This is a genomic window from Streptomyces sp. NPDC029164, assembly GCF_055563995.1.
Genome location: NZ_JBVHWW010000013.1, coordinates 1 through 11,845, shown reverse-complemented (window position 1 = coordinate 11,845; position 11,845 = coordinate 1). Strand labels below are relative to the sequence as shown.

At 71.8% G+C, this 11,845-nt stretch carries 10 protein-coding genes and 2 pseudogenes; 5 read left to right on the top strand and 7 right to left on the bottom strand.

Annotated features, from left to right (window positions below; all coding sequences use genetic code 11):
- Nucleotides 1–37: 37 nt before the first annotated feature.
- The gene (locus ACZ4VT_RS14495) at nucleotides 38–529 is read left to right on the top strand and encodes a MarR family winged helix-turn-helix transcriptional regulator (RefSeq protein ID WP_467949798.1); all 492 of its coding nucleotides are present in this window, start codon (nucleotides 38–40) and stop codon (nucleotides 527–529) included.
- 27 nt (nucleotides 530–556) lie between these two features.
- On the opposite strand, the gene ACZ4VT_RS14490 is transcribed toward ACZ4VT_RS14495, so the two are convergent.
- On the bottom strand, nucleotides 557–2,371 hold the full coding sequence (locus ACZ4VT_RS14490; protein ID WP_467949500.1) for a galactose oxidase-like domain-containing protein: 1,815 nt from the start codon (nucleotides 2,369–2,371) through the stop codon (nucleotides 557–559).
- 216 nt (nucleotides 2,372–2,587) lie between these two features.
- Here ACZ4VT_RS14490 and ACZ4VT_RS14485 point away from each other — a divergent pair, with 216 nt between their 5' ends.
- A complete protein-coding gene (locus tag ACZ4VT_RS14485) occupies nucleotides 2,588–3,241 on the top strand; it encodes a DUF4360 domain-containing protein (protein ID WP_467949499.1) in 654 nt (217 codons plus the stop codon).
- A 94-nt stretch (nucleotides 3,242–3,335) separates the two neighbouring features.
- On the opposite strand, the gene ACZ4VT_RS14480 is transcribed toward ACZ4VT_RS14485, so the two are convergent.
- Together ACZ4VT_RS14480 and ACZ4VT_RS14475 are read right to left on the bottom strand one after the other, a co-directional pair.
- Entirely contained in the window at nucleotides 3,336–4,379 is a 1,044-nt protein-coding gene (locus ACZ4VT_RS14480; protein ID WP_467949497.1) for a LacI family DNA-binding transcriptional regulator, read from the bottom strand.
- A gap of 333 nt (nucleotides 4,380–4,712) precedes the next feature.
- Nucleotides 4,713–5,093, bottom strand: a complete 381-nt coding sequence (locus ACZ4VT_RS14475; RefSeq protein WP_467949496.1) for a winged helix-turn-helix transcriptional regulator — start codon at nucleotides 5,091–5,093, stop codon at nucleotides 4,713–4,715.
- 143 nt (nucleotides 5,094–5,236) lie between these two features.
- Between ACZ4VT_RS14475 and ACZ4VT_RS14470 the strand changes: the two genes are divergently transcribed.
- Nucleotides 5,237–5,644, top strand: a complete 408-nt coding sequence (locus ACZ4VT_RS14470) for a RidA family protein (RefSeq protein ID WP_362802298.1) — start codon at nucleotides 5,237–5,239, stop codon at nucleotides 5,642–5,644.
- A 293-nt stretch (nucleotides 5,645–5,937) separates the two neighbouring features.
- Nucleotides 5,938–7,110: a UDP-N-acetylglucosamine--N-acetylmuramyl-(pentapeptide) pyrophosphoryl-undecaprenol N-acetylglucosamine transferase gene (locus ACZ4VT_RS14465; protein WP_467949494.1), complete on the top strand. Its 1,173-nt coding sequence runs from the start codon at nucleotides 5,938–5,940 to the stop codon at nucleotides 7,108–7,110.
- Between the two features lie 157 nt (nucleotides 7,111–7,267).
- Here the strand turns inward: ACZ4VT_RS14465 and ACZ4VT_RS14460 are convergent, their stop codons facing one another.
- Nucleotides 7,268–7,507: a hypothetical protein gene (locus tag ACZ4VT_RS14460; RefSeq protein WP_467949492.1), complete on the bottom strand. Its 240-nt coding sequence runs from the start codon at nucleotides 7,505–7,507 to the stop codon at nucleotides 7,268–7,270.
- A 137-nt stretch (nucleotides 7,508–7,644) separates the two neighbouring features.
- Between ACZ4VT_RS14460 and ACZ4VT_RS14455 the strand changes: the two genes are divergently transcribed.
- Nucleotides 7,645–10,302, top strand: a complete 2,658-nt coding sequence (locus ACZ4VT_RS14455; protein ID WP_467949490.1) for an NACHT domain-containing protein — start codon at nucleotides 7,645–7,647, stop codon at nucleotides 10,300–10,302.
- Here the strand turns inward: ACZ4VT_RS14455 and ACZ4VT_RS14450 are convergent.
- The 3 genes and pseudogenes from ACZ4VT_RS14450 to ACZ4VT_RS14440 all read right to left on the bottom strand — a co-directional run.
- On the bottom strand, nucleotides 10,247–10,819 hold the full coding sequence (locus ACZ4VT_RS14450; protein WP_467949488.1) for a rhodanese-like domain-containing protein: 573 nt from the start codon (nucleotides 10,817–10,819) through the stop codon (nucleotides 10,247–10,249). The two genes, ACZ4VT_RS14455 and ACZ4VT_RS14450, sit on opposite strands and share 56 nt — an antisense overlap.
- Before the next feature lie 36 nt (nucleotides 10,820–10,855).
- Nucleotides 10,856–11,495, bottom strand: a pseudogene (locus ACZ4VT_RS14445) (formylglycine-generating enzyme family protein).
- A 78-nt stretch (nucleotides 11,496–11,573) separates the two neighbouring features.
- Nucleotides 11,574–11,845 (bottom strand): annotated as a pseudogene (locus tag ACZ4VT_RS14440) (sulfate ABC transporter substrate-binding protein); the annotation flags it as partial.

The window sequence follows — 11,845 nt, the reverse complement described above, 5'->3', positions numbered from 1 at the left end:
CTATGCTGTTCCCGTGAAACCCCAGCCCAAGGACCACGTGGCCCGCATCCAGGACGAGTGGGCCCGTGAACGGCCCGACGTCGACGTCAGTCCCCAGGGCGTGATCGGGCGGCTGCACCGGCTCGGCCTGCTCCTGACCGACCGCCTCGCCCTCGTCTACCGCAAGTACGGCCTCGGCGAGGGGGAGTTCGACGTACTGGCCACCCTGCGCCGGGCGGGGGAGCCGTTCGAGCGGGCACCCGGAGAGCTCGCCGCGCACACCATGGTGACGACGGGTGCCATGAGCAAGCGGATCGACCGGCTCGAACGCGACGGGCTGGTCACCCGCCGCCGCTCGGCCGTCGACGGCCGGGGCCGGGTGGTCGCGCTCACACCGGCCGGACGGGACCTGATCGACCAGGCCTTCGCCGAGCACATGCGCAACGAGCGGAGCCTGCTGGACGGCCTGACGCCGCTGGAGGCCGCGCAGCTGGAGCGGCTCCTCGCCACCTGGCTGGCGAAGGTCGAACCGCCGCTGCCGGGGACGTAGCCGCACCGCGGCCCCGGCCGTGAGTGCTCAGCGCGACCGCGGGCGGACGCCCAGCTTCACCCACTTCGCCGCGCTGGGCACGCCCTTCGCGTCGAGCAGGAAGAGCATGTAGTACCCGGGCGGGGCGTCGGCCGCGCTCGGCGGGGTCCGGAGACCGAGCGAGGAGCCGTGCACGCCGGTGATCCGCAGGTCCAGGTGGCGCTGGCTGGTGTTGACCGAGTGCGTGACGGTGGTCGGCGCCAGCAGCACGGCGCGCTTGACGTCCTTCGCCGTCGAGCTCGTGACCTGGAAGGCCGTGTCATGGCCGAGCTCGCCCGCCGGCGCCCGGTCGAGCGCCGGGCGCGCGCCCCGGTGCAGGTAGGCGGGCTCGTACAGCTCGATGCTGCCGTCCATCCCGTCCTTGATGTCGGGGTCGTTGGCAATCTGCTGGAGCTCGTCGCCGGTGACCATCATCCGCCCGTCCGGCAGGACCAGGGCGTTGGAGTGGTAGCCGCGGGGCAGCCGCTGGGCCGGACCCAGCTTCCAGTGGCCGCGCCCGTCGCGCAGTTCGATCTGCCGGTACTTCAGGTCGGCCTTCGGGTTGAAGGGTCCGTTGCCATAGTCCCGGGTGTCCAGGGCGCCGTTCACGGTGAGCAGGGTGCCGTCCGGCAGGATCAGGGTGCCGTCCTGGGTGCGGCCGAAGGCCCTCGGCTCCTCGATGCTCCAGCGGCCGCCGGACAGCCGGTACGTGTGCGGGTCGCGCGGGTCGCCGCCGAGCACCAGGACGGAGTCCGGGCCGCGGAAGCCGGCCGGCAGCGGCACGGCCGAACCGTAGCCCCGGAAGTCGGCGGGCCGCCGGGGCAGGTCGGTGCGCACGTCCTTGACCGGATCGAACAGCCACTGCTGGTCGGCGTCGCGGCCGAGTCCGTAGACCTTGCCGTCCCGCAGTGAGAACAGGTGCGGATAGTCGTTGCGGAAGGGGGCCTCGGAGCGGAGCCGCTCCGCGGGAACGTTCACCGGGATGTCGAACGGACGCCAGGGCACGGGGCGCCCCAGCGCGGGGAAGCGCTCCACGACCGGAGTGGGCGTTCCCGTACCGCGCTCGGACTGTCCGGACATGATGATCTGGCGGCCGTCCGCCCCGGTCACCACGGAGGGGTACCAGCGGCCGACGGCCATGTCGCGGTTGCGGAACCAGGTCTCGGTCCACGGGTCGAACACGAAGGACAGCTTGGCGCCGCTGCCGCCCTTGCCGCCGACGTTGCCGCCGAAGACCCCGACCATGCCGTTGGGGAGGTAGGAGTGCCCGGCGCAGAAGAACGGCGCCGGGCGCGGGGCGTAGGTGCCGTCGGGCATCAGCACCACCGGCGGCGGTACGTTCTTGAAGGCCCGGGCGCCGGTGCCCTTGGCGGGGTCCCAGAGGTAGGCCCGGCCGGCGTTCGTCCGCCCCACCGTGTTCGTGGGGCCGGTCTCCTTGGTGGGATCGGCCTCCACCCGCTCGAAGGAGAAGAGCAGCACCTTGCCCGTCGGCAGCAGGGCCACGTGGACGCCGAAGTCGGGCGAGGGGAAGAACTCCGTGAAGCGGCCGAACCGCGCCGCGTCGAAGCCGGCGTTGGCCTTGCGCTGGGACTCCTCCAGTGAGACCAGGCTCGCCGTGCGCTTCGACTGCGGGTAGCCCTGGGTTCCCTTGGCCGCCCGGCGCAGTCGCGCGTGCGCGCGGGCGTGCTCCTCGCCGAGCACGGCGGCCTCGTCGCCGGTGTGGTGGACCGTGGCGAACGCGGGTGCGTGTCCCGTCGCCGTGACGGCCAGGACGGTGGCGAGCGCCAGCGCCGCCAGGGCGGCGGACCGTCGTACGCGGGACATGGGACTCCTCACCGCAGGGCCTGAAGGATCTCGCCGATATTAGGACAAGCGAGACTTTATGGTCGGTGCGACTCGGTGCTCCGCGTCGCCTGCGGCCGTTCGGCGGACCGCTATGGGCCGGTTGATCGTTTCTGCGGTGAATCGTTTCGGCCATCGAGGTGAGACCGCGTACCCGTCGGCCGTCCGGTACCGCCGCCGACGGCTATCCATGACGGTGTGATCAAGTCGCTCCGTACCGGATTCACCGCAGCCGCCGTGACAGCAACGCTCGTCACGCTGACCCCCACGGCCGGGGCCTCCCCCTCGGCGCCCACCGACCAGGTGACCGTGGACGTCGCCTCCGTCAACGGATCGGGCTGCCGCCCAGGCAGCGCCGCCGTCGCGGTGGCGCCGGACAACTCGGCCTTCACCGTCACCTACAGCGAGTACCTGGCCCAGGCCGGCGGCGGCGCCCCCGCCACCGAAGGCCGCAAGAACTGTCTCCTCTCCCTCCAGGTCCACGTCCCCCAGGGCTACACCTACGCCGTGGCGAAGGTCGACTACCGGGGCTTCGGCAGCCTGCAGGAAGGCGCGATCGGCACCCAGAAGGCCAGTTACTACTTCCAGGGCATGAGCCAGACCGCCCAGCGCACCCACAAGTTCAACGGCCGCTACGAGGACAACTGGCAGGCGACCGACACCACGGGCATCGAAGCCCTGGTGTTCGCACCCTGCGGCGAGCAGCGCAACTTCAACATCAACACCGAACTGCGCGCCGAAGTGGGCACCTCCGACCCGTCGCAGACCAGCTTCATGGCCCTCGACTCGACGGACGGCGGCATCAACAGCATCTACCACTTCTCCTGGAAGCAGTGCCCCGTGCGCCGCTGATCCCCGACGTCCCTCCGCCCGGCCCGGCCGCCCGGACCCGCTGTCACGCGGGCCCGGGCGGCCGTGTCGTGGGGGCCGTCCCCGGCGAGCCGCGTCAGGCCGACGCGCGCCGGACCAGCGACGTCGCGGTGATCACCGGACCGACCGCGGCCCGCTCCTGCGGACTCCCGTCCAGGGTGCGCATCAACAGCTGCGCCATCATGCGCCCCATCCCCTCGACGTCCTGCCGCACGGTGGTCAGCGGCGGGTCGGCGCCCTCCGCCACGGACTCGGCGTCGTCGAACCCCACCAGCGCCACGTCTCCCGGAACCGTCCGGCCCCGCTCCCGCAGCACCCGTAGCGCGCCCGTGGCCATCAGGTCGTTCCCGGCGAAGACGGCGTCGATCCCCGGGGCGCGGTCCAGCAGCTCGGCCATCGCGCGGGCCCCGCCCGCCGGGGTGAAGTCCCCTTCGGCGAACAGGTCGGGGGCGTCGCCCGGGAGCACGTCCCGGTAGCCGCTCAGCCGGTCGGCCGCGGAGGTCTGGTCGAGCGGACCGGCGATGTGCGCGATCCGCCGCCGGCCCTGCGCCAGCAGGTACCGTACGGCGTCCCGCGCGCCCCCGCGGTTGTCCGCGTCGACGTAGGCCACGCCCTCGTTCTCGCCGGGCCCGGAGGTCCAGCCGGGGCGGCCGCCGTAGACGGTGGGCATGCCGATGCGCCGGGTGATGGCGGGCAGCGGATCGTCGGTGTGCAGGGAGAAGGCGAGGGCCCCGTCGACGTGGCCGCCGGCCAGGTAGCGCTCGATGCGGTCGTAGTCGCCCCGGTCCTCCACCAGCAGCAGGACCAGCTGGGTGTCGTGAGCGGTCAACTCCTTGCTGATGCCGCGGATCTGGTGGGAGAAGAAGGGGTCCGAGAATATCCGGACCTCCGGCTCGGCGATGATCACCGCGACGGCTCCGGTCCGGCGGGTGACCAGGGTGCGGGCCGCGGGGTTGGGGACGTACCCCAGGTCGCGGATCGCCTCGCGCACCCTTTCCACCAGATGCGCGCGGACGCCGTCTCCGCCGTTGACCACGCGGGAGGCGGTGGCCCGGGACACCCCGGCGAGCGCCGCGACGGCCTCCAGGGTGGGACGGTTCCCGGGATGCGGTTCGGGCACGGGTGTTCCTCCAAGGTGATCACGAACGGTGCACAGCAGGGTAACCGCTACGCCCGACGGCCCGAACGCCCTCGCGGCCCCACCGGCCGCAACCGCGATGACAGCTGGAGGAAGCCCGCGGTTCACCGCCAGACCTGCATGAGACGCCCTGCGCGCCGGATTCGAGGTCATCCCGTCCGCCGACCCCACGCCGGGGGCTGTCCCGCCTTCTTCGACCGCGCCCGTCCCCTTCCAAGGTGTCCGAGGCGCCGGCGCGGGCGGCATTGGCCCGCAGGCGGGGCCGGGACCGTCAGGTCTGGCGATCCGTCCGCTCGGAGGGCAGCAGGTCCTTGGTCAGGCGTCGAAGCGGCGGCGCGAGGCCTCGATGTGCCCGAAGTACCGGTGGGTCCAGTCGCACAGCCCGTCGATCGTCGCCCGCAGGGCCTGACCGGGCTCGGTGAGGGTGTACTCGACCCGCGGCGGCACGGTGGGGTACACGGTCCGCTCGAGCAGCCCGTACCGCTCCAGCATGCGCAGGTTCTGGGTCAGCATCTTGTGACTGATGCCCTCGACCTCGTCACGCAACGTGCTGAAGCGCAGCGTGCGCTCCCCCAGGGCTTCGATGATCAGGAGCGCCCATTTGTTGGCGACGTCGGAGAAGATCTCCCGCCCCAGCGAGTCCGCCCGCCGCAGGTCCGCTTCGTCGGGCAAGCCCGTGAGCTGCTTGGTCACCATGAGGTTCCCCAGTCACTGAAAAGTGCGTTCTTCCATGTCAGGGTTCACTCTCCTACGGTTCCTGAGTAACCACAAGAGAGCGGGTGTGTGGGTGCTCGACGGAATCGAGCTCACGCGCGCCCATGCCAATGGAGGCGGACAGCATGGCCATCACCCTGGTGAACCCCAAGGGACTGCCGGAGATCGACGCGTACCGGCAGGTGTCGATCGCGACCGGGTCGAAGCTCGTCTTCATCGCCGGACAGGTCGCCTGGCACGCCGACGGCGTCACGGTCGGTGAAGGCGACCTCGCCGCTCAGGTCGAGCAGTGCTACCTCAACGTCGCCATCGCCCTGGCCGAGGTCGGCGCCTCCTTCGACGACGTGGCGAAGCTGACCGTCTACGTCGTCGACTGGACGCCCGACAAGATGCCGCTGCTGATGGAGGGGATCGCCCGGGCGGCCGCGAAGCTGGGTGCCGCACCGGTCCCGCCGGCCTCGCTGCTGGGCGTGGCGGCACTGGACGTACCCGAGCACCTGGTCGAAATCGAGGCAACCGCCGTCATCGACTGACCATCGACCCAGCTCAGAGAAGCGATCAAGAAGGCGGTCCCCGACACCCGGGTCCACCTCCCCACCGGTGGCGAAGGGGCCTCGCACCTGGTCCTCGACATCAGCCGCCTCCAGGAGGACACCGGCTACCGGGCCGAGTACGACACCGAGCGAGCGGCCGCCGATTACATCGCGTGGCTACGCGCCGGCAACAAGAGCTGAGGCGATGGCCCAGCCGGGGCCGGCCCGGGCCGGCCGGTGTTCGGCACGGCGCCCCGCGTCGTCGTCGGTCATCAGACAGTAGGGTTGCCCAGGTGGATACTCCTTCGCTCCCGCGTTCCTTCCGGCTGCTCGTGACAGGCGGGGGGACCGGCGGTCACACCTATCCGGCCCTCACGGCGGTCCGTACCCTGCAGGGCCGCCTCGCGGCGACGGGCGGCACGCTGGACGTCCTGTGGATCGGTACGGCGGACGGCCTTGAGGCGCGGGTCGCTCCGGCGGAGGGAATCGCGTTCAAGACGGTGGCGACGGGGAAGATCCGCCGTTCGTCGAATCCCCTCAAGATGCTGTCCGCCGCGAACGTGAAGGACATGGCGCGGGTGCCGCTCGGTGTGGCGCAGGCGCGGTCGATCGTGTCCGAGTTCGAGCCGGATGTCGTGCTCGCGACGGGCGGGTACGTCGCGGTGCCGGCCGGGCTGGCCGCACGGCTGTGCAGGCGTCCGCTGGTCCTGCACGAGCAGACGGTCCGGCTGGGGCTGGCCAACCGGAAGCTGGCGAGTTCGGCGACGCGGATCGCCGTGTCCTCCGAGTCGTCGTTGGCCCTGCTGCCCGCCGAGGTACGGGACCGGGCGGTCGTCACGGGGAACCCGGTGCGGCCGGAGGTGCTGACCGGTCACCCGGACAAGGCGGTTCAGGCGCTGGCCCTGTACGGGTTCGACAGGCGGTTGCCGACCGTCTACGTCACCGGCGGCGCGCAGGGCGCGCAGCAGATCAACGGGGTCGTCCGGGATGTGCTGCCCTGGCTGCTGAGCCACGCGAACGTGATCCACCAGTGCGGCCCGGCGAACGTGAACGAACTCCGCGACGCCGCCGCCGGCCTGGACCCCGTCCTCGCCGGGCGGTATCACCTGACCGGATTCGTCGGGCCGGAGCTGCCCGACGTGCTCGCGCTGGCCGATGTGGTGCTGTCGCGCAGCGGGGCCGGGACGATGGCGGAGCTGACCGCGCTCGGGAAGCCGGCCGTGTTCGTACCGCTCGCCACGTCGGCGGGGAACGAACAGGCGCACAACGCCCGGCACCTGGCCGACGCGGGAGCGGCCGTCGCCCTGCTCGGCGACGTCACGGCGCAGGCCCTCGGCGACGCGCTCGGCCCGCTTCTGACCGATCCCGGACGGCGGGCGGCGATGGCGGAGCGGGCCAGGGCGTACGGAAGGCCGGACGCCGCGGACCGCCTCGTGGACGTCATCCTGTCCGCGGCGGCCGGCTGATCCTCCCCCCGCGGGGCCGCCAGGCCCCGCCGAGCAGGCGGGGCGTCGCGGACATGCCGGCCGCGGCGCAGACGCCCTTCCGGAGCTGGTCGGCGAGGTCCTGGACGTCATCAAGGACCTCGCCCGCGCCTTCCTCTCCAAGGTCCTCTGACGCGGGTCAGGACCTGTCCCGGCCGCTTCGGCCGAGCCGCCAGGACAGGTGGGCCCCGAGCAGTTCGGCACGCTCCTCGGGTGCGGTGTCACGCAGGACCATACGCAGCGTCAGAACATCGCGCAGGCCGCGGAAGAGGTCGGCCCGCGGCTGTCGCCGGCCGCGGACGAGGCGGCCCAGCAGTGCGAGGACCACGGGTGCGCCGACAGCGGCGGCCAGCAGGTGGTCGTGGTCAGTGATGGTCACGGCAGTTCTCCTCGGGATCATGGCCGATCGGATCCGGGAAAGGTCCGGCTGGGTCTGTCGGGCCATGGGAACCTGTGCGGTGGGTGTTCATCCCGGGGCGTGAACAAGGATGAACGGCAAAATCCGTGGGGGGAGCGATGGCCGACGGAGAAGCACTGACTCCGCAACAGGCACTGGCACGAGGGCGTCTCGGCACCCTGCTCGGGGACGCCCGGCAAGCCCGCAGGTGGTCGGTCAAGGAACTTGCGTCGCGGGCGGGGATCGCCACGGGAGCGATCAGTAACGCCGAGAATGGCAGGACCACGCCGACCTTCGTCACGCTGGACGCGCTCCTCACCGCTCTGGGCATCGAGGGACGGGAACGCGCGGAGCTGGAGAGCCTGCGGGACCAGGTCGCCCCCCACACCCGCCTGGTGAGGGCCCGGGCCGAGTCGCAGAACCGCCTGCTCCACGACTACGTCGCCGCGGCCCGGGAGGTCGCCCGACACCATCCCCACCCCTTCTTCCTGCCCGGCGCCGCACCGTCTCTGACGGACGTCCACTGGGGTCAGCAAGCAGTCCCGGTGGATCCGAACAGCCCCGATGACGGAAACCCGGCAGCACTGCCCGGTGCCGGACAGAGGCCGCTGCCCACCACCGAGGCCCTGGCCGAGCAGCAGGTGTGTGTGATCACCGCCGGGCCGGGCGGCGGGAAATCCAGTCTGCTGCGCATCTGGCTGGACCAGGGGCTCAACCGCTGGACTGATGCCCAAGCGGAGGAAATGCCCGTCCTGGTGCCGGCGGAGTCTCTGGTCAAGCACACGTTCGGCAAGGCTCTCGCCACGGCTGTGAACGAGCACCTCAGGCCGCACGGCCTGCTGGACGATGTGCCCGCGGAGCTCTTCACCCGCCCGCCGCGGGCCGGGGCGCGCTGGCTCGTACTGGTCGACGGCTTGGACGAGGTCACCAGCGCGACGGCACGCCGCGACATCGTGGGCGCCCTGGCCGCTCTGACCAAGAGTCACAACGCCCACTTGTTCCGCTTCGTCATCGCCGCCCGCCCCCTGGCCACCCGCGAGTTCCGGGCTCTCGGCCCGGAGGTGGCCTGGTACCGCCTGCTGCCCTTCAGCCCCGAGGACGTCGAGCAGGTGGCCTGCCGCTGGTTCGGTGCCCTCGGGCTGCCCGAGCCGGAGGCGGCAGCCGAGCGCTTCACGCAGGATCCGGCGTTCCGGCGGATCGCCGACCTCGCCCGCACGCCCCTGATGGCCGCGATGCTCTGCCAACTTCACGTCGACTCCCCCGACAGGGAGTTGCCCGCCAGCCGCGGCCAGATCTATCGGCAGTTCACCGACCGGCTCCACGAGCGCCAATGCGCCGCCTCGTCACCGGACACCCGTCAGCGCTACGCCGGCCTGGAAAGGCACGGACCCGCCGTCCTCGACCGGGCCGAGCACACCCTGGAGAGGCTTCCCGGGCTCATCGGCCTGCTGGCCGCCGAACGCCGCCGGGACGAGACGGTGTCGGCGGTCAGCCTCCTGGAGTCACAGCCCGCTGCCCAACGCCCCGCCACGGTGCCCCCGGGCGAATGGCGAGCGTTCCTTGAGGCGAGCCTGCTGCGCAGCGGGCTGTTGACCGTGAGGGCAGGAAGGATCGTCTTCCTCCACCAGACGCTGCTCGAATACTGCGCCGCCCGCCACGCGAGCCCGCAGGCCCGTGCGGCGGAACTGGCCCGCCTGCTCGTGAAGGGCTGGTCCCGGCACTGGGTGTTGCCTGAGGCGGATGCCAGCCGGCGACTGCTGGGGCTCCGGTACTGGAACCCACCGGGCCGGGAGGAGGAGTCCTACTTCGGCTTCCTTCTCGACGACGGTGAGCACGACGCCACCGCGGTGATCAAAGAGCTGGAGCGCCTCGCGAACCGGGGCGGACTGGACGGATGCGTATTCCTGGCCGCTCAGCACAGGTTGGGCACGGAGCTGCCGCCATCCGTCACCCGCGCCGTGACCGACGCCCTGCTGAGGATGTGCCGCATCGGCCGTTTCGAGCTCTGGCGGGCCAAGGTGGCGCGAGGCCGGTGGATCACCGACGTCTCAGATCCCGACATCGAGCGCATGTTCGCCCGGATCCTGTCCAGCTTCGTGATCGACGACCGGGTGCAGGCCGCCAGTACGCTGCTGCTTCTGAAGGACAGGCGCGGACTGGAGATTCTGACCGAACTGGCCCGCTCGCCCTGCCTCTCCGGCGTGTGCGGGCCGCCGGTCGCCGCACGGCTGGCCAAGCTCGGCGACAAGAACGGCGGCGAGATCCTGGCCGCTCAGGCCCAGGACACCGGCCTCAAGGCGGGGAAACGGCTCAAGGCCGCCGGATTCCTCGCGGAACTGGGCGACGACCGCGGGGTGGAACTGCTCACCCGGCTCGCGCACGACGATGACGTGACCCACCGCCAGCGAGCCGAGGCGGCCCTCTGGCTCGCAGATCTCCATCACCACGCCGTCGAGAAGCCGGCTCCCCCGAAGGGCGACCACTCGCCCGCGGCCCCCCTCGACGCCGTCGGGCAGGACCTGCTGGTCGCCTTCGCGTACGACCGTACCTGGCGCGGTTCCTCCCGGCTCAGGGCTGTCCAGCTCCTGGCCGGCGTTGACGACGGGCGTGCCCGTGAGGTGTACGCGGAGCTGTCGCACGACGCCACCTTGCGATGGTGGCACCGCCTGAGAGCGCGCCGCGCCGCGGCCAGGCGTACGCTCGACCACGGCCGGCTGGGAGTCATCGGCCAGGCCCCGTCCGACTTAGGTGTCCAGGGGTCTTCCGCTGCCGGTTGAAGGGAAGCCGGCCGAGAACGACCGCCATGCCGCAGGTGTTGGTGAGGGCGGAGAAGACCAGGCCGGCCGCGATTCCCGCGGACAGCAACTGGAAGGCCGGGTGGACGAGGAAGGCGAGGGCCAGACCGAGGAGTACGACGGAGCCCGCGGTGAAGCGGACTTGGCGCTCCATGGCCCAGACGTTCCGCGGACGGCCTTCCGGGTACTGGAGCCGGTGGCCTTCGGCCGCCCAGGCGGTGGTGCCGCCGGTGAGGCTCGACGCGTCGATGCCGTGGGAGGCCAGGGTGGCGACGGCGTTCTCCGCCCGGGCGCCCGAGGCGCACACCACCAGCAGGGGCTTGTGCTCGGCGGCCTTGCGGAGATCCGTCAGCGCCCGCCCGATGCGGTCGAGGGGGATGTTGAGGGCGTCCGGCAGGTGGCCGGACGCGAACTCGCCCGGGGTGCGGACATCGACGACGGTCAGCTCGTGGTGGCGGGGGAACGCCTCGGTCACGCTCAGGGCTGCGGAAACACTCATGGCGGATCGTGGTCCTTGGCAGAGGGGACGGTGGTGTCAGCCCGGCGGACGCGGGCTGTCCGCGGCCACGCGGAAGCCGATGTTGCCGGGGGAGCTGTCGGGCGGGTTGGAGCTGCGGGCCGCGACGCGATGGCGGTTGCCGTACGAGTCGTGGCAGAGGTGGGAGCCGCCGCGCATCACGCGGCTGGTGCCGGGTGCGAACCACTCGGCGCACCATTCCCACACCCTGCCGACGACGTTGTGGAGGCCGAAGCCGTTGAGGTGGAAGGACCGCGCGTCGCCCCACGGGTAGCGGCGCTGCCGGAAACCGCCGCGGGCCTCGTACTCCCACTCGGCCTCCGAGGGGAGCCGGGTGCCCGACCAGGCGCAGTACGCCTGGGCGTCGTTCCAGGAGACATGGACGACGGGGTGGTTCAGGCGCGCGGTGACGGACGAGCCCGCCCTCTCGCACCGTCGTCGGCGCGATGCGGAACGGGTCGACGCCGACCTCGCGTACGGGCCCTTCGCCGTCGGCCGGGAAGGAGTCCGGGTCATCGGTACCCATGAGCAAGCGCCCGCCCGGCAGGTCGATCAGCCGCCCGGCGGCCCGTTCCGCGGGGGTGACAGGTGGCCGCGGTGCCGGGGAAAGCGCGAGGGTCGTGACGTCACCGGGGCCGGGAGTGCAGCAGGAACTCATGACGGCTCCGTCGGCACCCGGGGTTCCCAGGAGGGTGACGGGCTCTGCGGGAGTCATGCCCGTCACCCCCCTACGGGGTTACTTGGCGCCGAGGCCGGCGTCGGAGACCTCGGGCTTGCCGGCGGCCTTGAGGACCTTGTTCAGGAGTGTCAGGTCGTAGATGCCGGCCAGGTCGGGCTGCTCGATGAGCTTGGCCTTGACGGCCCAGTCCGACTGGGTCTTCAGCGTCGCGGCCAGCGGGTCGTCCGTGACCGTGATGCTCGGCCAGGCGGGGTCGATGACCTTCGCGTCGAGCGGCTTGCCGCTCTCCGCCTCCAGCTTGGCGTTGGCGGAGGCCTTGGCCTTGTCCT

Bases quoted from the DNA above. Each gene is read 5' to 3' on its own strand.
- ACZ4VT_RS14490 (WP_467949500.1), bottom strand. From the start codon at position 2,371: ATGTCCCGCGTACGACGGTCCGCCGCCCTGGCGGCGCTGGCGCTCGCC.
- ACZ4VT_RS14470 (WP_362802298.1), top strand. From the start codon at position 5,237: ATGGCCATCACCCTGGTGAACCCCAAGGGACTGCCGGAGATCGACGCG.
- ACZ4VT_RS14450 (WP_467949488.1), bottom strand. From the start codon at position 10,819: ATGAGTGTTTCCGCAGCCCTGAGCGTGACCGAGGCGTTCCCCCGCCAC.
- ACZ4VT_RS14475 (WP_467949496.1), bottom strand. From the start codon at position 5,093: ATGGTGACCAAGCAGCTCACGGGCTTGCCCGACGAAGCGGACCTGCGG.
- ACZ4VT_RS14455 (WP_467949490.1), top strand. From the start codon at position 7,645: ATGGCCGACGGAGAAGCACTGACTCCGCAACAGGCACTGGCACGAGGG.